Below are 19,573 nucleotides of genomic sequence, written 5' to 3'. Positions count from 1 at the left end.
GCTCAAGCATCCACTGGCTTTTGTCGGAGTTGTTGTTCTTTTTCACGCTCAGCGAAAAACGGCATGATCTCCTTGGTGAACAATTCCAAAGTGCGCTTTTGCAACTCAAAAGGCAGATTGAAAGTTAGACCAAGACAATATTGATCCACTCCTGCAGCTTCATAGTCGAGGAGTTTCTCAATTGCCTCATCAGGTGTGCCGAACATCAGGTTCTTGCGGATATTCTCGGGATTGTAGTTATCCTTGCCTTTGACTGTTTCGTAAGGAACGGCTTCCGGAAAACCTTTGCGCACAGTGCCGATATTCTGCATCAGATTTTCAAAAGCGCGGCCATAATCCATGCTGTGCTTGACTGCTAATTCCCAACCATCAGGCTTGTCATAGACGCAGGTTCGACGCTGCATCATGAAACGTGGGCGCTGCACTTCGGGATGGTCGCTGACGGCCTTGCGAAATTTCTCTCCAAGAACGTGAATTTCGGCAGCAGGAGCGGACAATGGCGTCGAAAGAATGCTTGCGCCATTGGCAATAGCCCAATCGAAAGTGCCGGGATCACGCGCCGCCACCCAGATTGGCGGATGTGGTTGCTGTAGCGGTTTTGGTACGGCAGCAGTAACCGGGAAATTCCAGTAATTTCCATCATGGGCATAATCGCCAGCCCAGAGCCTCTTCACAGCGGGCACGATTTCTTTCATATAGGCAACACCCTCTTGCTGGGGCATTCCACCTGCCATGCGATCGAACTCATATTGGTAAGAACCGCGCGCAATTCCGAATTCGAGACGCCCATTGGTCAAATGATCGCAAAGGGCCGATTCACCGGCCAGCCGGATTGGATTCCAGTATGGCGCAACCAGTGTTGAAGTGCCCAGTCGGATCCGATCAGTGTGTTGTCCTAGCCATACTAATGTTTGGAACGGATTAGGAGAGATAGTGCATTCAAGCGTATGATGCTCGGCAGTCCATAGCGTTTCAAAACCGCCTTCATCTGCAATGCGTGCGAGTTGTAGAAGGTTGTTTTTCACTGCTTCCATACTAATATTTGGTGAAAAACGCTCCATCGTAAGTGATACGGCAAACTTCATGATCGGCTGCCTTTCGAGGCTGTGTTTAGAAATTATTTGAGGCGGATGACGAACGGGTCCTGCATGTTCCCGGAGTAGTCGATGATGACGTTCTTCAGTCGAGAGAATTCATGCATGACTTCAAAGCCACCACGCCTGCCGTAGCCGCTTTCTCTGAAGCCACCATTGGCTGACATAAAGGACGCTGAGCGATAGGTATTGATCCAGACGGTTCCCGCCTCCACGCGACTTGCGAAACGCAGAGCTCTGTCGATATCCCTGGTCCAAATGCCAGAGGCCAGACCATAACGTGTGTCATTGGCCAGCGAAATCATCTCGTCTTCATCGTTGAAAGGCACAACACCGACCACGGGGCCGAAGATTTCATCGCGCATGAACGACATGTCGTTGTGGGCATCTATCATTACTGTAGGTTCGAAATACCACCCACCGCTTGCGATCTCATCCGCTTTCGGGCGCTTGCCACCGCTTGCGATCTTGGCGCCTTCCTTGATGCCGGAGGCAACATAGCCTTCGACTTTCGCAAGCTGATCAGCAAGCGCGAGTGGACCAATATCGGTTTCATCGACCGTCGGCAGACCTACACGGATCTGCTGGGTACGAGCGACAAGTGCATCGACGAACCTGTCATAGATGTTCGCTTCGACAAAGCAGCGTGAACCCGCGACGCAGGTTTGGCCAGCTGCAGCAAAAACCCCGGAAACGACACCATTGACGGCGTGCTCAATGTCAACATCCGAGAATACGACATGCGGGGATTTGCCACCAAGCTCCATCGAGCATGGCACAAGGTTCTGAGCTGCATTGCCGGCGATACGTCGACCTGTCGCAGTACTGCCTGTGAAAACATATTTTGAAATGCCCGAATGGCTTGTCAGGGCCTCGCCGGCACTAGCGCCCGTGCCGGTCACTACATTGACGACACCTGCAGGAAAACCTGCTTCATGGATAAGCTCGGCTAGCGCCAGTGTTGAAGCTGTCGCATGTTCGGACGGTTTGATGACAACTGTATTGCCGATTGCCAGACACGGAGCCAACGTGCCGGTCAAAAGCATCAAGGGCGAATTCCATGGCGTGATCATACCAATCACGCCGAGTGGTTCGCGCAGGTTCAAGTTTAATGTGTCAGCCCGGTTGATGGGTATCGTATCGCCTTGCAGCTTGTCGGCCATACCAGCAAAATAATGATAGCTATCGGGCATAGAGCGCATCTGCGCCCTGGTTTCCTTGAGCAGCTTGCCATTGTCACGCGTTTCAATTTCTGCAAGCGCATCCGCATTGGCTCGAACAAGTTCGGCCAAACGGCGCACCATTGCGCCGCGATCCGTCTGTGTCATGCGACGCCATTCGGGATTCTGAAAGGCATCCGTTGCGGATTTCACGGCCGCATTAACATCATTGGCATCCGCTTCTGCAAACTCATACCATGGCTCACCTGTGGTCGGATCGTAGCTTGCTATATATTTACCGTTCACGGGCTCTACGAAGCGCCCGCCGATGAAGAGCTTTTGTTGCGAGCTTTCCAGTGTTTTGACTGTCGTTATCATTGTGATTTCCTATTCGTGTGAGCTCTTCATCCAGACGTGGGCCTCGCCATCGATCATTGCCACGCGTCCGCCATCGTCGGAATCCATGTAAATTCCGAAGCGCTGTTCCTGACGTTCACGCACGTAGCGGCGGAGCATTGAGCGCAATTCATGCGTGGCGATCTGGTCGTAAGGGATTTCATCGATGCGAAAAAACTGCAGGCCAGCAGGTAGTTTCGCGCTGCTATCGTCGGCAAGGCGCGCACGATAGACCAAATAGCCGGGATCACTGTCGGCCACGTCAAATACGGAATAGAGGAAGGTATTTTCAGGCAAGAGGCGCAATGCTTCGCCGCCTTCGACGACAAGCTGGCTGTCCGCCTTGCGGCGATGTGCGCTCGGCAATACCCAGCCACCTTTCCCATTCGAATGCAGAAGCAAGCCTTGCTCCGCTTCGATGAGATAGCCGATGATCATTCCGAGTGAAGTGAGCCAGCCATTCGGGAGCGGGTCTTTTACGTTGGCATAACGTCCGCGACAAAAACCCAGTGGCGCCGACGGACTGGTGCCAAAGGCCCTTACCTGACCGATCAAGATTGAGTGGTCGCCAGCATCGACTGTCTTCACTGCAGTGCAATCAAACCATGTCAGGCTGTCGGTCAGAACCGGTGCACCGGTGTGAACGCAATCATGATTGACGGATTGAAATTTGTCGGGTGATTTGGATGCGAAGACATTTGAGACATCCACTTGTCCCTCATGCAGAATATTGACCGCGAAACATCCTGAATCGGTAAAAGCGCCATAGCTCGACGCGGATTTCGCGACACAGACGAGCAGCAACGGCGGATCAAGTGAAACGGACGTGAAAGAATTCGCGGTCATTCCGCGTGGTGAGCCGTCAGCGCTGCGCGTGGTTATGACAGTGACGCCGGTCACGAAAGTGCCAAACGCGCGACGCAGCGCAATCGGATCAATCGGTGCGTCGCTCAAAGTCGACATTTCAACCATGCCTCGGCCTTCCCTCAAAGTGTTATTGAGATGAGGCTACCTTTGGTTGGTGATTGCTTCTTCCTATTATTCGCAGGATTGATTTTGACAAATATGCTTCGTTTCGCAGGAGCACATCAGAAGGCGCGGGAATAGATATTCGTCCGTCCAAAATCTTTTTATTTTCAGAGGACAGACAAGAAAATCATTTAGTTGGAACAGATCAAATCTTGGACGGCCCGGCTTCTGGCTGCTAACGTACAGAGAGCTGGTTGTCGATGACACCATAAAGCCGAATTGCCAATTCTATGGCAAAGCGCTTTTCAGGCGTCTCAACGTCAATGCCAAACAGTTCTTGAATCCGTGCAAGACGATAACGCAGTGTTGTGACGTGAAGCCCCATCGTGTCAGCACAGGCCTGACTGCGGCATCCTTCTTGCAGAAAGATCGAAAGAGTTTCGAGATAGGGCGTACCGTTTTCGCGGTCATGTTCAGCGATGGCACCAACACTATCATGCACAAATCCACGCACATCAACCGCGTCCGAAGCCGCAACAAGCATAGGCAGTGGTCCAAAATCCTGAGCCGATAATGCGCCCGTCAATCCGAATGCTCGCCCGATCCGCACCATGCGATTGCCGCGTTCCCACGCAACCGGATAATCGGCCAACCCTGCACAGCGATTGCCGCTGACCACAATCGGTTTCTCATCGAAGTAACGTCCAAGTTCTTTGGCTATTCGCTGGGCCAGCTTTGTAGTCCGTTCCTGTCGCTTACTTCCTTCGAACGGAATAAGACAAACAGCACCACCTTCGATAGCAATCAGATTGGCCTCGATGCCTGCCTTCTGCGTGATGCGTGACAGAATGTGTTCGATATCAATGGATGCCCCGCCTAACGCCTTGGTTTTATCCGGAAAATCGATGAGGAGCATCTGTCGCGCAGTCGAGAAATCGAGTCCTAGCCTCTGAGCCCTTTGCGATACATCACTGGCGTTGCGCCAGCGCGCTTCTACTACTTCAAAAAACAGTTCGGTCTGTGTGCGTGTTTCAAAGCGAAAACGGATGAAACTGCGCATCATTTCCACACTTAGTGCAAATTTTGCACTATCAAGCATCAGTAGATCAAGGTCGCTAAACTCCCGCGATGTTGGAAATAGCATTAACGCTCCAACCAGTTGCTTGTCGACAATCAACGCCTCCACGCGTGCAGTAATGGTCATGCGTTTCTGACCATCATCCAGGAAAAAGCTGACAGATTCCACCGATCCCCGCTCGATAGCATCACGAGCCGTTTTCATCAGCGGCCTCGAAAAGACGCTCGAAACGGCCTCCTGCCACGCACTCTTTTCAAACAGCGCTTCGTTCGGCGATGCACCTGCGATGATTTGATTGGTGGTAAAGTCAATGACGATTGACGGATTAGGCAAAAGCGTACCGACCATGGCCGCAAGCGAGCCTACCGAACCATCGCTCAAGACATGCTCCAGCAGAGACGTATGCGCTTTAAGTGCGCCTTCAAGACGTCGCGCGGAGCGTTTCTGTATTTCGAGCCGGTGTTCTCGCTCGACTGCAATGGCACCCAGATGGATGATAGTGCCAAGAAATGCCAGATCGTCTTCCGTCACTTCAGTTACCTGACGTGAAATCACACTCAGAACCATAGGGCGTCCGTCCGTATCGCGACAGTTCATAGGCATCACGAGAACGGTTCTATAGTCGCGCTCAAAGGCCTCCGCCTTGTATCCCGGAAACTCATCCGACTGACGTGCATCACGAATATAAACCGGCTCGTTGCGCTGTAACGCCATCAGAGAGGGACTGGTTGCCAGCTCCCATCGATCGGGCAACTGGCGTTCGATCAATGTCGGATCGTGTCGCACGATCACATGCGCATAGCCATGCGCGGCATCGATGCCCATGATCGAACCCAGCGTCCAGTTGGCATGCTCGCAAGCGGCTTCGATCAAATGTTGCAGAACGGTCTGGATGTCGTCGCCGCTGTTGATCTGGCTGGCAACGTCCCGAAGCGACAAAATCTGTAAAGTACGATTCAAGCTGGAGTCTCCCGACAACATGCGTGCATCATGCGCATGACATTATCTGAACGCTACTAGGCTTCATAGGAAGTTTATGCGCTTATTTCCTTGAATGACAGGAAGCAGCTAACTGAATTCCGGTTAATCTTGACACAACTCAACCCCTAGAATGAGAACACCATGGCATTGGAAATCAGGAAAATCAGCACCTTCATCGAGGAGACATTGATTGAAGGTGGCAAGCTTGCAGCCCGTCCGGTCAACATTGTCGTGGTGGCCGCAGTCATTCGTAATCCATGGGCGGGGCGAGGCTTTGTTGAAAACTTGCGGCCTGAAATTGTCGATATTGCAGAAAAACTTAGCCATACCATGACCGAGCGCATCCTGCAGCATATGCCCGCCGAAAAGGTCGAGGCATGTGGCAAGGCTGCGTCAGTCGGGATCAACGGCGAGATCGAACATGCGTCAGCCATCATTCACACGCTGCGATTTGGCAATCCTTTCCGCAACGCGATCGGCGGAACCAACTATCTGGAATTCACTAACACGCGCAACGCACCGGGTGCATTGATGTCACTGCCCATGATGCACAAGAGCGAGAACGGCAAACGATCTCATTTCCTGACGGCGAATTTCATGGTTGTCGATGCGCCTGGGCCCGACGAAATCTTGGTCTCACTAGGTGTTTCCGACAATGGACGGGCGCATGCGCGCATCGCCGACCGTTTTCAAGATATCGCGGAAATGGAAGCAGAAAAATAGCTATCAATAGTCTGAGATGAACGCGCTCATTGTTGGACGGTTAGAATGAAACCTGCGCCCAAATTCGATTCCTTTGATCTTCGCATACTTGGCGCCGTTCAGGAGAATGCGCGGATTACCAAACTTGCCTTGGCGGAGAAGGTTGGGCTGTCTGCGACACCCTGTTGGCTGCGACTACGTAAACTGGAAGAAGCCGGCATCGTGACCGGTTATCACGCGCGCATTGCCTACCGAAAGATAGTACCGATTGAGCATGTCATTGTGCAGATCATCCTAGGGAATCATCGTCAAAGCGATTTCAACAGGTTCGAGAGAGCCGTCACAGCCATTCCCGAAATCGTTTCCTGCTGGTCGGTTGGCGGTGGGGTGGATTATTTTCTGACAATCGTGGCGCGGAGTATCGACGGCTATCAGCGTCTGGTTGACCGCCTTTTGGAACAAAATATCGGCATAGAACGCTATTTCACCTATATCGTGACCAAGCTGGTCAAGGATGATGAAGGGCCTCTCGAACTTAAATTATAACAGATATAACTGAACATTTAGGTTGATACATTCCATAATATTAGAATGAAACCATACAAATCTACCTGCAATTTCCCGGATTCTTGACTGGCAATGAGCGCAGCGCTCGATAGGGCGGGCGATCGTTCCAAAACTGAAAGGGCTGCCGCCCAGCGATCAGCCACACAGGCAAAATACCAAACGAGCTTTTCGTTCCGCCTACATTTATCGGCCACTACGTCAACGCACGATCCCAGGAAGCCTTTTGGAGCTTATCTCACGGCATCGCTGATTGAATGCGGTAGGGCATACTAACTTAACAAGGAGGAGCCACATTGACTTTCATTATCAGACTTTGCTGTCTATATTTGTTTGCAGCGTGATCATATTTGCTACAGGTTCTAGTCCGTGAATGACATGAGAATGACAAAGATTGAAAATATCGCCCTAGCTCCATCGCGTAGGCCCGTGTCTATGCAGCGGCAATCGTCTGTGCGTCGGACCATGGAGATCGTTCTGGACACTTGGAACTTTTTGATCCTCCGGGAAGCCTATTTTGGCGTACGCAGGTTCGATAAGTTTCAGCAGCGATTGGGAATTCCGCGGCAGACCCTTTCCTCCAGACTATCTGCGCTCGTCGCGAACGATATCCTCAGCACTGGGAAACGGCCGAACGAACCGGGGCAGCAGTATTTCTTGACGGTGCGTGGCAAAGATCTTTTCCCAACAATGCTTTCTCTAATGGAGTTTGGTGACAAGTGGCTGGCGGGCTCCAGCGAGCCTCCCCTCCAACTCATCCACAAGAGCTGCGGATGCAATTGCCATCCTGTAACCGTCTGCAGTGAATGTCTCGAGCCATTCACTGCCAAGGAGGTGGCGCCGAGGGACGGGCCCGGCGCGGGCTATGCTCCGGTAGAAAATCGCCCTACATCGCGTAGGAGCTCCGATGCAAGCCTGTTGGAGAGGGTTCGACCATGCTCGGTGGCACGCACACTGGGCATCATTGGGGACCGCTGGAGTTTTCTTATCCTCCGCGAAGGATGGAACGGCGTGCGGCGTTACGAAGAAATGCGGGAAAATCTCGGGATTGCAACGAATATTCTGTCCGACCGCCTGGCACGGCTCGTGCAGGCCGACGTGTTTCGGAAGGTCCCTTACAATTCCGGCGAGCGGTTCGAATATCGCTTCACCGAAATGGGTCTCGATCTCTACAAGCCGATGTTGGTTATGATGGCCTGGGGGGACCGTTGGCTGGCTGACGGCAAGCCCCCCATGAGGTTGCGCCATAAGACCTGCGGTCATGACTTCTCGGCGATCGTTGTGTGCTCAGAATGCCGCAAGCCGATCGCGGCCAAGGATACCGACTATCTGCTTCGATATCAGTTTGACCTATAGCCGGTTGACCCCGACTATGGCAAATCTGTCGCTTCGGTGGATGTCTGTCGTTTCTCGCGGAGCATCTGGAAGATGCGTTCGGGCGTGACCGGGAGTGTCTCGACGGATACCCCCAGATGAGCCAGCGCATCGGACACGGCGTTCGCGATTGCCGCGGGGGCACCGATCGTGCCGCCTTCGCCCATACCGCGGAAGCCACCGATGTTGTTTGGTAGATCGGCCTCGATATGAACGATGCCGATTTCGGGCACACTGCTTGCCACCGGAACGAGATAGTCCGCCAAGCTGGCCGCCACTGCTTGTCCCTGATCGTCATGTACGATTTCTTCGAGCAAGGCTGCTCCGATCCCCTGCGCCACCGCGCCATGTACCTGTCCGTCTACGATCATCGGGTTGATGATCTTGCCGCAATCCTCCGCCACCACATATCGGAGGATCTTCACCCCGTAGGTTTCTGAATCGACCTCGACCATGGCCAGATGCGTCGATGAACAGGCTGTTCCAAGATAGGGGTCGTAGGTCTCCGATGCCGTCAGGTCTTCCCGCAGGTCGCGCGGAATGCGGCCCATCTGGGTATAAACGGCGGAGGCGACTTCCCTCAACGTCATCGACAGGTTCGAGTTTCGGCTGCTGATAATGCCGTCGTGGATATCCAAGTCCTCAGCTTTTTGCTCCATCAGATAGGCTGCTGCGCGCAGCACCTTTCCTTTGACAACGCGAGCGGCAAGCGTTGCGGCGCCACCGCCGAGCACGGCCGAGCGGCTGGCATAGGTGCCGCTGGCCATTGGAACAAGAGCGCTGTCGCCGTGTTTGACTTCAATGTCCTCCAGTTTGCAGCCGAGTTCGTCCACGATGACCTGCGCCAGCGTCGTTTCCAGCCCTTGACCGTGAGAAGCAATGCCGAAGGCGGCGGTGATGGCGCCGGTCGCGTCGATCTCGATTTTCGATGTTTCGGTACCGGTATTGATCGGCATGCCAGGGGCAACAGAAATACGTGATCCGATGCCGGTGAGCTCCGCATAGCTCGCGAGCCCGATGCCGACCCAGCGGCCGGCCTTTCTTGCCTCGTCACGCTCGCAAACGAGCACTGGATAATCGACTTGCTTGCAGGCGCCTTCGAGGCACTCCTGAAAGGCCGACTTGTCCCAGATAATGCCGGAGGCCGTGCGGTAGGGAAATTCGTCATCCCTCACAAGATTCTTTCGGCGAAACTCGACCGGGTCCATGCCAAGCTTACGCGCCGCCATCTCGATCAGGCGCTCCATTGCGAAGGTGGACGAGGGCCGCCCGACACCGCGATAGGGGCCGGTGGGCGGTTTCGGGGTGAGTACGCCGCGAATGCGGCCGCGGTAATGTTCCATCCGGTAGGGGCCGGGCATGAAACTGACGACCTGCACTGTCTCGAGCGCTGCCGTCCATGGATAGATCGAATACGCGCCCACATCGCCGATCACATCGGCACGGAGACCGATCAGCGTACCGTCCTTCGTAACCGCCAGTTCCGCCTCGATCAGTTCATCGAAGGCCTGACTGGTGGCGGAAAGATCCTCAAGACGGTCGCTGATGTACTTGACGGGTCGCTTCAGCTTCCGCGCGAGTGCGCAGACGAGAATTTCCTCACCATAAAGCGATCCCTTGCCACCAAAGCTACCGCCCACATCCGGCGCGACGACGCGCATCCGGGTTCCAGGAAGGTCCAGGCAGCCAGAGAGCACGTCTCGGATGACGCCCGGTATGTTGGAGGAGGTGTAGAGCGTCAGAGATTGCTTACGGTTTTCCCATTCGGCGAGATACGATCGGTTTTCCATGGCGACCGCGGTCTTGCGGGTCATTCGGAACCGGCCTCTGACGGTCACTGCCGCGTCCTTGAAAGCCTCATCAACATCGCCGCGCTTGAATTCGCGGCGGATAATCGTATTCGTTCCAGCCTCATCATGCAGGAGCGGCGCGTCGTCTTTGACAGCGTCGACCTGACGGATGGCGAAAGGCAGGGGCTGATAGTCAATGGTGATGTGTTCCAGCGCGTCCTCAGCGGCATAGCGGCTTTCGGCCACGACGGCGACGACCGGCTCGCCGACATAGCGGACCTTGTCCCGTGCCAGCGGCCAGATCGGCGTGGCATAATAGCCCGGCATCCGCGAAGTCGGAATGGCAGGCTTTATTTCTCCCTCGAGATCGCTGGCATCATAGATCGCGACAACGCCGGGCACCGAGAATGCGTCGCCGATATCAATGTTGAGGATTTTCGCATGAGGCTGGTCGGAGCGGCGCAACGCGACATGGAGCATACCGGCAAGCGCCATGTCGTCGACATATTGCCCAACCCCGGTCAGAAAACGAGGATCCTCCGTGCGCTTGACGCGCTTGCCGACTAGTTTAGGGCGAAGCTCGACAGAATAGTCAGAAAGGGTCATTCATAGAACTCCAGGCCTTTTTTCAGGCCCTGCCACTGCAGGTCGTCGTGGCCTGAGATGATCGTGTCGCCGCTGTCGCGCAAGGCCTTGAGCCGCGCGAGCGAGGCCGCCGCCAGATCCATGTTCCAAGTGTTCTTCGGTGCGATGCCGGTGTCGATATTGGCCTGGAGGGGGGCGGCATCGGAAGCCAGAACGAAGTTGCCGTCCTTCTCCAGTTCGACGCGCGCCACGCTCATGCCCGGAGTATGGCCGGGCATTGGCATCACGACGATACGGCCATCGCCGAACACGTCATGGTCCTCAAAGAAAGTCTGGAAGCCCTGCGGCTGTTCCCATTCCGTTCGAAGATAGCCAAGATTTTCTGCACCTTCGGCCTTGGCTGCCGCGGCCTCAGCCTCATGGCAAAGGATGGTTGCTTTTCGAAAGTAGGAATTGCATCCGCAGTGGTCGGGATGAAGATGCGAACAGATCACGAGGTCGATGTCGTCGGGTTGGAGGCCAATGGTTTGGAGCTGCTGGACGACCGTCTGCTCCGGTTCGAAGATCGGTACCATGACCTTGCTTAGCCCGGCCCAACGCGCCTGCGGATCGATCGCAGCTTCTGGATTGCAGCCGCTATCGAAGAGCACATTCCCCCGGATATGGCGCATCAGCGCGGCATGAACGGGCAGTTCAATGGTTTCTTCTTTCGCGGCGCCGGAAACATAGATCGAGCGGCGCATCCGCAGCCGGCCGCCTTCGAGAAAATGCATCTTCATTTGAGAGGTCCTCTTTCATGTGCGAGTTCGCGGACGGCATTGACGATGTGCTCATAGCCCGTGCAGCGACAGATGTTTCCGGAGAGCGCTTCCCGGATCTCCTCGTCGCTTTCCAGCGGGTGGTGGCGCAAAAGATCGGTAATCGCCATGATGAAGCCCGGCGTGCAGAAGCCGCACTGCAGGCCGTGATGCTGACGAAATGCTTCCTGAATGCGCCCGAGCCGGTCAATGCTTCCCTGGCCCTCGATGGTCTCGATTGCCATGCCCTCTGCCTGCACGGCGAGCGTAAGGCAAGAGCGCGCGCTACGCCCGTCGAGGAGCACGGTGCATGCGCCGCATACACCGTGCTCGCAGCCGACATGGGTTCCTGTGAGGCCCAACTCGTGGCGCAGGAAGTCGCTGAGAAGCATTCGGGGTTCAACTGTGCGCGTGTATGAAAGGCCATTAACGCTAAAGGTGATCTGCTTTTCAGCCATGACGTGGTATCTCCCCATTGGCTCGTGCCCATGCTGCACGCAGCCCACGCTTGGCCAATACGCCAGACAGATGCTTGCGATAATCTGCGGATGCGTGGATATCGGAGTTGGGGGTCAGGATGTTTGCCAATCTCTCTACCACCTCATTGAGAACGGGTTCGGAAAGGTCGGTGCCCTCGACAATCTCTTCTATTTCGGGCAGGCGAAGCGGGGTTTCACCCACCCCCATCATGCCGATACGAACGCCGCGTACGTTACCATTTTCGAGGCGAAACGTTGTTGCGAAGCTGGCGAGCGCAAAGTCGCCATGGCGGCGGGCAAACTCTTCAAAGGCCCAGCCGGAATCCTCTGGCATGACGTCGATCTCCACCGCGGTGACCAGTTCATCCTCTTCAAGGGCATTCATCAATGACCCCGTAAAGAAATCCGCGGCGGGGATGCGGCGCTCTCCACGCACTGAAAAGGCGATGATCGTGCCGTCGAGGAAGCGGGTCATCAGCGGCATTTCGGCTGCGGGGTCCGCATGCGCGACGCTGCCGCAGAACGTGCCACGGTTGCGCACCGTCATGTGTGCGACGTGATGCATAGCGTCGTGAATGATCGGCAAGTGTCGAGCGACAAGCGCATCGGTGGCCGTCATGCGATGACGAACGGTCGCCCCGATCTTCAGCCGGCTGCCGTCGAACTCTATCTTATCCAATCCCGCGATGCGGTTGATATCAATAAGTATGGAGGGCTTCACCAGTCGGAAATTGATCATCGGCATCAGGCTCTGCCCACCGGCGATGATTTTGCCGTCACCAGCCGATGCGGCGAGTGTCGCTGCCGCTTCCTCGACCGTTACCGGTGCGCTGTAATCGAACTGTGCGGGCTTCACGGTTTCGCCCACGCCGCCGGCATAGCCGCCGCTCTGTCTAAAGGTCGAGCCATAAGTGTTCCTCCGGCATCATCTTCCCATAATGATGCTTATCGCAAATATGACTTGCATTATTAGACTTAAGAGGAGAATGTCAAGCACGCAGATCGCGCCGTGTGGAGCGTTTTCGTTCTGATGTTGAGGAGGATTATCCATGGAAATGTCTGGCCAACAGTTGATCCCGGCCACCAAGGAGGAGGTCTGGGCCGCGCTCAACGACCCTGATGTGCTAAAGGTCTGTATTCCTGGCTGCCAGGAGCTGACGAAATCATCGGATACGGAAATGACAGCCGTCGCGGTCATGAAGGTCGGGCCGGTCAAGGCGCGGTTCCAGGGGGCGGTAACACTGTCGGATCTGGATCCTCCGAATGGCTACAAGATTACTGGTGAAGGGCAAGGTGGCGTGGCTGGTTTTGCCAAGGGGATTGCCGTCGTCAAACTTTCTGCAAAAGACGGGGGGACAGCACTCGACTACACCGTAGACGCGCAGATTGGTGGAAAGCTTTCGCAGCTTGGAGGTCGATTGATTGATGTGACCGCGAAACAAATGGCTGGTCAGTTCTTCAAGCGATTTGCCGAGGAAATTCACGTGCGGCAGAATCCGCAGGAGGCCGTGGCAGCGTCGCCGCTAGGTGCCGGCCCCTCTCCCGCGCAGACCAAAGCCGGTCCGCCGCATCTGGATGCCCCTGCCATGGCCGTTCCCCGGCCTTCCGCCCAGGTCGCAGTGACAGCTCGCTCCAACGTCTCTCTCCCGGTGCTTGCGCTCGTGGTCTTTGCGTCAGTGCTTGTGGCTCTTTGGATCGTCTATGCCGGGCTATTGCCGAGCCTTTCGTCCGCAGCCGATATGCCCTCTCATGTCTCGCCCGATCTTGCCAGCATCGTCCAACTGGTCATGGCGGCAGCTATCGGTTACCTGTTCGGACGAATATCGAAATAAACTTTTCCCCATCCACATCAAAAAGGCCGAAGCGAACGCTTCGGCCTTTTATTTTCGCTTGCACAGAAAGACTTTTATTCGCTCCTGCCTCGCTCGAGGAGAAGCTTCAGTTCGCCGAACACGCCCCGTCTGAACATCATCACACAGACCACAAAGAACAGGCCGATGATGAAGGTGATGGGCAACCCACTGGTCGACAGGAAATGCTCGAGCCCGACAACAATGGTGGCGCCGACAATCGGTCCGATGAGCGTTCCCATGCCCCCAAGAAGGGTCATAAGAATGACTTCCCCGGACATATGCCATGTTACGTCGACCAGTGAGGCGAGTTGGAAGGAAATCGCCTTCAGTGACCCGGCAAAACCCGACAGAGCTGCTGAGAGTGTAAATGCGATCAGCTTGTAACGTTCGGGTTTCAGGCCGAGCGAGACAACACGCGTTTCGTTTTCGCGAATAGCGGACAGCATATGTCCAAAAGGCGAATTGACTGCGCGCCAGATGATGACGAGGCCAATGATCGTGCCTCCGAGCACGGTATAGTACATTGCTGTGATGTTCCTAAGATCGATCATGCCGAGCAGGTAACCGCGGGGCACGGCCTGAATACCGTCTTCGCCGCCTGTGAATGGCATCTGGACCGCCATGAAATAGACCATCTGGGCAAGTGCCAGCGTGATCATGGCGAAGTAGATGCCGTGACGGCGTATGGCGAGCGCTCCAAAGGCAAGCCCAAGCAAGGCTGCAAACAGTGTTCCCGCCAACACCGACAGTTCGAACGGCCATTGCCATACTTTTGCAGCCTGAGCCGCGATGTAGGCTCCGCCGCCGAAGAAGGCGGCGTGTCCGAAGGACAGCAGACCCGCATAGCCGAGCACAAGGTTGAAGGCTGCAGCGAACAACACGAAGCAGAGGATTTTAATTAGGAAGAGTGGATAGACCGCCAACGGCGCAATCAGCATGATACCCAAAACGGTGAGCATTAGGATGCGGCCGATCATCTGACCGCGACCAAAGGTGGTGGTCGCGTTGGAAAGGGTTGCGCTTTTCATGTCATGCCTCCCGTCTGAACAGGCCGGCTGGCCGAATGAGAATCACGAGCACCATCATGACGAAAACCGCGATCGATGAGGCTGGCGGATAGAATGTCTTGGTGAGGCCTTCGATGATGCCGAGACCAAGCGCAGTGACGATCGCACCGCCAATCGATCCCATGCCGCCGATCACAACGACCGCGAAGACCGTGATGATGATACTGGAGCCCATGCCTGGGCTCACCTGATAGAGAGGTGCTGCGAGCGCGCCGGCAAAGCCCGCGAGACCCACGCAGAAGGCATAGGTCAGTGTCAGAATGAGTGGCACATTGATACCGAAAGCCTGGACCAGCGACGGGTTTTCGGTGGCGGCCCGCAGATAGGCACCGAGCTTGGTCCGTTCGATCGCGATCCACGTGAGCAGGCAGATAGTGAGCGAGATAGCGATCACCCATGCGCGGTACATGGGCAAAAACATGAAACCGAGATTGATGCCGCCAGTCAGTGAGGCTGGAACCGGATAAGGTTTTCCGGCCGCGCCGAAGAGGTGTCGGAACAGCCCTTCCAGCATCAGTGCAATGCCAAATGTGAGGAGCAGACTGTAGAGATGGTCCATACGATAAAGCCGCCTCAGAAACAGCTTTTCAACCACGATCCCGGCGAATCCGACCAATATGGGAGCCGCGATGAGTGTTCCCCAATACCCAAGGCCAAGTCTCGAGAGCAAGTACCAGGCAACGAAACCGCCCAGCATGTAAAAGGCGCCATGCGCGAAATTAATGACGTTAAGCATGCCGAAGATGATCGCCAGCCCCAGGCTGAGCAGAGCGTAAAATGAGCCGTTGATCAGTCCGAGCAGCAATTGGCCGAGGAGAACGGGTATAGGCACCCCGAAAATATCTGTCATCTGATTTTGACCTGTTGAAGAGTGCGCATGGCAATCAAACCCCCAGATACCGGTTCAGCCGGTCCATGCTGGCGTCGAGCGCACCATTGGAGATTTCGTCGATAACCTTTCCCTGGTCGAGGACGAAGTGCCGGTCGGCGACGGTGGCTGCAAAACTCAGGTTCTGTTCGACGAGAATGATGGTCATACCGCGATCCTTGAGGATGCGCAGCGCCGCTCCGATCTCCTCGACGATGACGGGGGCAATGCCTTCGGTCGGCTCATCAAGCAGAATGAAATCGGCGCCGGTGCGCAGGATGCGTCCGATCGCCAGCATCTGCTGTTCGCCGCCGGAGAGCCGCGTGCCGGGCGTGGTGTCGCGGCCTCTGAGATTTGGGAAGAGGCCGTAGATTTCCTCCGCACTCATCCCGCCCGATTGCCAGGCTGGCGGAAACATCAGGTTTTCGATGACGTTCAGCCTCGAAAAAATGCCGCGCTCCTCTGGAACGTAGCCGATGCCGAGCCGGGCGACCTTATGCGCGGGTGTTCGCAACAGATCGACGCCTTTGTAGGTGCTGCTGCCGGCCCGCTTGCTAACGACGCCCATCAGGCTGCGCAGGGTAGTGGTCTTGCCGGCGCCGTTGCGACCGATCAGGGTGACGACCTCACCCTTCCTGACGTTGAATTCCACTCCGTGAAGGACGTGGCTTTCGCCATACCAGGCCTGAAGATTGCTGACGTTTAAAACGGTTTCAGCCATGGGCTCCTCCCATATAGGCCTTGCGAACCTCACTGTTCGTGGAGACGTCAGAATAGCTACCCTCTGCAATCACCTCCCCGCGGCGCAGCACCGTGATTGTGTCAGAAAGGTCCGCAACGACGCCAAGATTGTGCTCGACCATCAACACCGTGCGACCCGTGCCGACGCGGCGGATCAGCGCCGCCGTCCTGCCAATGTCTTCCGTGCCCATGCCGGCCATTGGCTCGTCGAGCAGCAGCACGTCCGGCTCAAGCGCCAGCGTCGTCGCCAGTTCCAGCGCACGCTTGCGTCCGTACGACAGCTCGCTGGCTTTTGTTCGGGCCTTTTCGGCGAGGCCGACGCTTTCAAGGAGCGCCATGGTCTCTGCGTCAAAGCGTTTCAGACACCGGTTGGACTTCCAGAAGGAGAAGGTTTCTCGCTCACGGGCCTGCAGCGCCACGCGTACGTTTTCAAGGGCGCTGAGGTGCGGAAATACCGACGAGATCTGAAAGGACCGGACGAGGCCAAGCCGAGCGATATCGGCAGGCGCCATCTGTGTAATGTCTCGGCCCTTGAAAAATATCTGGCCGGAACTTGGCGAAAGAAATTTGGTCAGAAGATTGAACAGCGTGCTCTTGCCGGCACCGTTTGGGCCGATCAGCGCGTGGATAGTCCCCCGCCGAATCTCGATGTCGACATTGTTGACGGCGATGAAGCCGCTGAACGAGCGCGTCAAACCACGCGCCTCGATTATGGGTGCGTTCTCCGGCACGAGTCCTCCCTACCGGCTTGATTTTCTCCTCCCGTGGCGACGGTTCGGAACCAGGCCACCACCTCGTCCAACGGAAGAGGCAGTTTCAGAAAAACACACAAAGTCTAATAATGCAAGCTTGCATGACGAGAGAAACTCTGCTTATCTTATCTGGTTATCGCAACAATGAACACCATAAAGTCGGTTCATAGTCCGACATAAGTATGATAACGCAAGTTTGATATAGGCGCTCAAGGAGGAGCTTCGGTGCCGCATCTGGGAGGATGGATTGATGAAGCATCTAGGAATTTTGCTGTCTTGCACGGCGGCTTTCGCCGCTATGGGTATAGGTGCCCAAGCACAGGATTCGGGGCCGATCCGGATCGGCGTCCTGACCGACATCAGCGGCCAGTTCTCGCATGAGGCGGGCGAGGGGGCGATTGCTGCGGTGAAAATGGCCGTTGAAGATTTCGGTGGCAAAGTACTCGATCGTCCGCTGGAAGTGGTCGTAGCCGATCACCAGAACAAACCTGAGGTCGCCGTCTCCACCGCCCGGGAATGGTACGATTCGCAAGGGGTGACGATGATCAACAACCTCATCAATTCTGGTATCGCCCTGGCTGTCACGCAGGTCGCGAAGGACGAGGACAAGATCGCAATCATCAACGGCTCCGGTACATCACGTTTGACGAACGACGGCTGTACGCCAAACAGCATCCATTACTCGTACGATACCTACGCACTGGCTAATGGCACCGCCAACGAACTGATCCGTGAAGGCAAGAAGAACTGGTACTTCCTGACTGCCGACTATGCCTTCGGGCATGCTCTGGAAGCGGATGCGAGCCAGCTAGTCAAGGCGAATGGGGGCACTGTTTCCGGCGCCGTTCGCTATCCAATAGAGACCTCCGATCACAGCGCCTTTATGCTGCAGGCGCAAGCTTCGCCCGCCGATGTTGTTGCGATGGCAGGGTCCGGAACGACCTTTGTCAACGCGGTTAAGTCGGCCGCCGAGTTCGGTCTCGCGTCCTCCGGGAAGACTGTTGCCGGGCTACTTGTCTGGGATACAGACGTCCATTCGCTCGGCCTTGAAACTGCGCAGGGTATGATCCTGACCAACGCCTTTTACTGGGATCGCGACGAAGAAACCCGTTCCTTCGCCAAGAAGTTTGAGGCGCGTGTCGGCCGTCCGCCACATATGGGCGATGCGGGCGATTACTCCTCGACCATGCATTACCTTCAAGCCGTGAAGGCCGCCGGAACCACCGACACGAAGCAGGTAATGGCGAAGATGAAGGAAACACCGGTCAATGACTTCTTCGCCAAGGACGGCAAGATCCGCGAGGACGGCCGCATGGTGCATGACATGTATGTCTACCAGGTGAAGACGCCGGCGGAATCGAAGAGCGAATGGGACCTTCTGAAGCTTGTCACCACCATTCCAGGCGACCAGGCTTTCCGTCCCCTCTCCGAAAGCCAGTGCCCTCTGGTTAAGAAGTGATCCAAACAAGTGCCCGGCTCTCCTGCGCCGGGCATACCTCAAGCACTGAACGCGGTTGCGATTGGCAGGAAGAGATGAGCAGGCATGACTGAGATTCAGGTCGAAAACACTGATGGCGTCGCCATCGTTACACTGAACAGACCCAACCAACGCAATGCCGTGACCTATGCGATGTGGTGCGAGCTTGCCGAAAGGTTTCGCCAGTTCGACTCGGATCCGGATGTCCGCGCCATTCTGCTGACCGGGGCCGACGCAGACTTCTCCGCCGGCGCCGATATCAGCGAGTTCGATGCGGTAAGGGACGACGCGGAGGAAAGCGCACGGTACGAGGTCGCGGTCGACGCTGCGGGCAATGCCATCTATGACGTTTCAAAGCCTACGATCGCGGTGTTGCGCGGATATTGCCTTGGTGGCGCAGCACATTTGGCCATGTCCTGCGATTTCCGCATCGCCGAAGAAAGCGCCGTGTTCGGCATCCCCGCCGCCAGGCTGTCGATTGTGTATGGCGTCTCCGCAACACGCAAGCTGTTCTCGCTCGTCGGTGTCACCGAGGCGAAACGCATTCTCTATTCGGCTAACCGCTTTACCGCCAGCCAGGCGCTAGGCAACGGCTTCATCGACGCACTGGTGGATGATGCGACGGCGGCAGCCTTGGAGCGCGCTAACGCGATGGTCACGAATGCGCCGCTGACGATCCAGGGCGCGAAGTTCATCCTCAACGGCTGTGCCCGGGGTGATCTCGACCGGACCGAAGCTGAAAGGCTCATCGATCACGCAAGTTCCAGCGACGACTACGCCGAGGGCCGCAAGGCCTTCGCCGAAAAACGATCGCCACGATTTAAGGGCCGCTGACGGTCAGGTTTC

At 56.0% G+C, this 19,573-nt stretch carries 19 protein-coding genes; 7 read left to right on the top strand and 12 right to left on the bottom strand.

Features of this window, described 5'->3' with window-relative positions; translation table 11 throughout:
• Nucleotides 1–2: 2 nt before the first annotated feature.
• The 4 genes from FHW03_RS23505 to FHW03_RS23490 all read right to left on the bottom strand — a co-directional run bounded on the left by FHW03_RS23505 (nt 3) and on the right by FHW03_RS23490 (nt 5,570).
• Nucleotides 3–1,085: an LLM class flavin-dependent oxidoreductase gene (locus FHW03_RS23505; protein ID WP_182522855.1), complete on the bottom strand. Its 1,083-nt coding sequence runs from the start codon at nt 1,083–1,085 to the stop codon at nt 3–5.
• A gap of 32 nt (nt 1,086–1,117) precedes the next feature.
• Nucleotides 1,118–2,632, bottom strand: a complete 1,515-nt coding sequence (locus tag FHW03_RS23500) for an aldehyde dehydrogenase (protein WP_182522854.1) — start codon at nt 2,630–2,632, stop codon at nt 1,118–1,120.
• A 9-nt stretch (nt 2,633–2,641) separates the two neighbouring features.
• Entirely contained in the window at nt 2,642–3,613 is a 972-nt protein-coding gene (locus FHW03_RS23495; RefSeq protein ID WP_377515593.1) for a flavin reductase, read from the bottom strand.
• Nucleotides 3,614–3,854: 241 nt separating this feature from the next.
• Nucleotides 3,855–5,570 carry a helix-turn-helix domain-containing protein gene (locus FHW03_RS23490; protein ID WP_377515590.1) on the bottom strand — a complete coding sequence of 572 codons (1,716 nt, stop codon included), beginning with the start codon at nt 5,568–5,570 and terminating at the stop codon, nt 3,855–3,857.
• Here FHW03_RS23490 and FHW03_RS26165 point away from each other — a divergent pair.
• The 4 genes from FHW03_RS26165 (at nt 5,502) to FHW03_RS23475 (ending at nt 8,300) form a co-directional block, all read left to right on the top strand.
• Nucleotides 5,502–5,645, top strand: a complete 144-nt coding sequence (locus FHW03_RS26165; protein WP_377515595.1) for a hypothetical protein — start codon at nt 5,502–5,504, stop codon at nt 5,643–5,645. The two genes, FHW03_RS23490 and FHW03_RS26165, sit on opposite strands and share 69 nt — an antisense overlap.
• A 174-nt stretch (nt 5,646–5,819) precedes the next feature.
• Nucleotides 5,820–6,401, top strand: coding sequence for an amino acid synthesis family protein (locus FHW03_RS23485; RefSeq protein WP_182522851.1), 582 nt, complete (start codon nt 5,820–5,822; stop codon nt 6,399–6,401).
• 45 nt (nt 6,402–6,446) lie between these two features.
• Nucleotides 6,447–6,926, top strand: a complete 480-nt coding sequence (locus FHW03_RS23480; RefSeq protein ID WP_182522850.1) for an Lrp/AsnC family transcriptional regulator — start codon at nt 6,447–6,449, stop codon at nt 6,924–6,926.
• Between the two features lie 483 nt (nt 6,927–7,409).
• Nucleotides 7,410–8,300, top strand: coding sequence for a helix-turn-helix domain-containing protein (locus FHW03_RS23475; protein ID WP_210277403.1), 891 nt, complete (start codon nt 7,410–7,412; stop codon nt 8,298–8,300).
• A gap of 14 nt (nt 8,301–8,314) precedes the next feature.
• Here FHW03_RS23475 and FHW03_RS23470 read toward each other — a convergent pair whose 3' ends face one another.
• The 4 genes from FHW03_RS23470 to FHW03_RS23455 are packed head-to-tail and all read right to left on the bottom strand — an operon-like array spanning nt 8,315 to nt 12,825.
• Nucleotides 8,315–10,714: a xanthine dehydrogenase family protein molybdopterin-binding subunit gene (locus FHW03_RS23470; RefSeq protein ID WP_182522849.1), complete on the bottom strand. Its 2,400-nt coding sequence runs from the start codon at nt 10,712–10,714 to the stop codon at nt 8,315–8,317.
• Nucleotides 10,711–11,472 carry an N-acyl homoserine lactonase family protein gene (locus FHW03_RS23465; protein ID WP_182522848.1) on the bottom strand — a complete coding sequence of 254 codons (762 nt, stop codon included), beginning with the start codon at nt 11,470–11,472 and terminating at the stop codon, nt 10,711–10,713. The genes FHW03_RS23470 and FHW03_RS23465 overlap by 4 nt, the downstream gene beginning before the upstream one ends.
• Entirely contained in the window at nt 11,469–11,948 is a 480-nt protein-coding gene (locus tag FHW03_RS23460) for a (2Fe-2S)-binding protein (protein WP_182522847.1), read from the bottom strand. Before FHW03_RS23460 ends, FHW03_RS23465 begins: the two co-directional genes overlap by 4 nt.
• Nucleotides 11,941–12,825 (bottom strand): xanthine dehydrogenase family protein subunit M, encoded by an 885-nt coding sequence (locus tag FHW03_RS23455; RefSeq protein WP_182522846.1) that lies wholly within the window; start codon nt 12,823–12,825, stop codon nt 11,941–11,943. The genes FHW03_RS23460 and FHW03_RS23455 overlap by 8 nt, the downstream gene beginning before the upstream one ends.
• Nucleotides 12,826–13,018: 193 nt before the next feature.
• Here FHW03_RS23455 and FHW03_RS23450 point away from each other — a divergent pair, with 193 nt between their 5' ends.
• Complete coding sequence (locus FHW03_RS23450; protein ID WP_182522845.1) at nt 13,019–13,801, top strand: carbon monoxide dehydrogenase subunit G; 783 nt, start codon at nt 13,019–13,021, stop codon at nt 13,799–13,801.
• A 74-nt stretch (nt 13,802–13,875) separates the two neighbouring features.
• Here FHW03_RS23450 and FHW03_RS23445 read toward each other — a convergent pair whose 3' ends face one another.
• The 4 genes from FHW03_RS23445 to FHW03_RS23430 are packed head-to-tail and all read right to left on the bottom strand — an operon-like array spanning nt 13,876 to nt 17,229.
• Nucleotides 13,876–14,850 carry a branched-chain amino acid ABC transporter permease gene (locus tag FHW03_RS23445; protein ID WP_377515572.1) on the bottom strand — a complete coding sequence of 325 codons (975 nt, stop codon included), beginning with the start codon at nt 14,848–14,850 and terminating at the stop codon, nt 13,876–13,878.
• A 1-nt stretch (nt 14,851) separates the two neighbouring features.
• A complete protein-coding gene (locus FHW03_RS23440) occupies nt 14,852–15,739 on the bottom strand; it encodes a branched-chain amino acid ABC transporter permease (RefSeq protein WP_182522844.1) in 888 nt (295 codons plus the stop codon).
• A 34-nt stretch (nt 15,740–15,773) separates the two neighbouring features.
• Nucleotides 15,774–16,478 (bottom strand): ABC transporter ATP-binding protein, encoded by a 705-nt coding sequence (locus FHW03_RS23435; RefSeq protein ID WP_182522843.1) that lies wholly within the window; start codon nt 16,476–16,478, stop codon nt 15,774–15,776.
• Nucleotides 16,471–17,229 carry an ABC transporter ATP-binding protein gene (locus tag FHW03_RS23430; RefSeq protein ID WP_182522842.1) on the bottom strand — a complete coding sequence of 253 codons (759 nt, stop codon included), beginning with the start codon at nt 17,227–17,229 and terminating at the stop codon, nt 16,471–16,473. The genes FHW03_RS23435 and FHW03_RS23430 overlap by 8 nt, the downstream gene beginning before the upstream one ends.
• Before the next feature lie 271 nt (nt 17,230–17,500).
• Here FHW03_RS23430 and FHW03_RS23425 point away from each other — a divergent pair, with 271 nt between their 5' ends.
• Both FHW03_RS23425 and FHW03_RS23420 read left to right on the top strand, forming a co-directional pair.
• On the top strand, nt 17,501–18,709 hold the full coding sequence (locus tag FHW03_RS23425; RefSeq protein ID WP_182522841.1) for an ABC transporter substrate-binding protein: 1,209 nt from the start codon (nt 17,501–17,503) through the stop codon (nt 18,707–18,709).
• 84 nt (nt 18,710–18,793) lie between these two features.
• On the top strand, nt 18,794–19,561 hold the full coding sequence (locus FHW03_RS23420) for an enoyl-CoA hydratase-related protein (protein WP_182522840.1): 768 nt from the start codon (nt 18,794–18,796) through the stop codon (nt 19,559–19,561).
• Nucleotides 19,562–19,573: the final 12 nt, after the last annotated feature.

It is taken from the genome of Ochrobactrum sp. RH2CCR150 (genome assembly GCA_014138095.1).
In the GTDB taxonomy this organism is placed as follows: Bacteria; Pseudomonadota; Alphaproteobacteria; order Rhizobiales; family Rhizobiaceae; genus Brucella; species Brucella gambitense.
The sequence above is the reverse complement of the archived record's forward strand: the minus strand, read 5'-3'. Positions and strand labels throughout refer to the sequence as shown.

Coding starts and splice junctions, on each gene's coding strand:
- FHW03_RS23505 (WP_182522855.1), bottom strand. CDS start 1,085: ATGAAGTTTGCCGTATCACTTACGATGGAGCGTTTTTCACCAAATATT.
- FHW03_RS23500 (WP_182522854.1), bottom strand. CDS start 2,632: ATGATAACGACAGTCAAAACACTGGAAAGCTCGCAACAAAAGCTCTTC.
- FHW03_RS23495 (WP_377515593.1), bottom strand. CDS start 3,613: ATGTCGACTTTGAGCGACGCACCGATTGATCCGATTGCGCTGCGTCGC.
- FHW03_RS26165 (WP_377515595.1), top strand. CDS start 5,502: ATGCGCGGCATCGATGCCCATGATCGAACCCAGCGTCCAGTTGGCATG.
- FHW03_RS23485 (WP_182522851.1), top strand. CDS start 5,820: ATGGCATTGGAAATCAGGAAAATCAGCACCTTCATCGAGGAGACATTG.
- FHW03_RS23480 (WP_182522850.1), top strand. CDS start 6,447: ATGAAACCTGCGCCCAAATTCGATTCCTTTGATCTTCGCATACTTGGC.
- FHW03_RS23475 (WP_210277403.1), top strand. CDS start 7,410: ATGGAGATCGTTCTGGACACTTGGAACTTTTTGATCCTCCGGGAAGCC.
- FHW03_RS23470 (WP_182522849.1), bottom strand. CDS start 10,714: ATGACCCTTTCTGACTATTCTGTCGAGCTTCGCCCTAAACTAGTCGGC.
- FHW03_RS23465 (WP_182522848.1), bottom strand. CDS start 11,472: ATGAAGATGCATTTTCTCGAAGGCGGCCGGCTGCGGATGCGCCGCTCG.
- FHW03_RS23460 (WP_182522847.1), bottom strand. CDS start 11,948: ATGGCTGAAAAGCAGATCACCTTTAGCGTTAATGGCCTTTCATACACG.
- FHW03_RS23450 (WP_182522845.1), top strand. CDS start 13,019: ATGGAAATGTCTGGCCAACAGTTGATCCCGGCCACCAAGGAGGAGGTC.
- FHW03_RS23445 (WP_377515572.1), bottom strand. CDS start 14,850: ATGAAAAGCGCAACCCTTTCCAACGCGACCACCACCTTTGGTCGCGGT.
- FHW03_RS23440 (WP_182522844.1), bottom strand. CDS start 15,739: ATGACAGATATTTTCGGGGTGCCTATACCCGTTCTCCTCGGCCAATTG.
- FHW03_RS23435 (WP_182522843.1), bottom strand. CDS start 16,478: ATGGCTGAAACCGTTTTAAACGTCAGCAATCTTCAGGCCTGGTATGGC.
- FHW03_RS23425 (WP_182522841.1), top strand. CDS start 17,501: ATGAAGCATCTAGGAATTTTGCTGTCTTGCACGGCGGCTTTCGCCGCT.
- FHW03_RS23420 (WP_182522840.1), top strand. CDS start 18,794: ATGACTGAGATTCAGGTCGAAAACACTGATGGCGTCGCCATCGTTACA.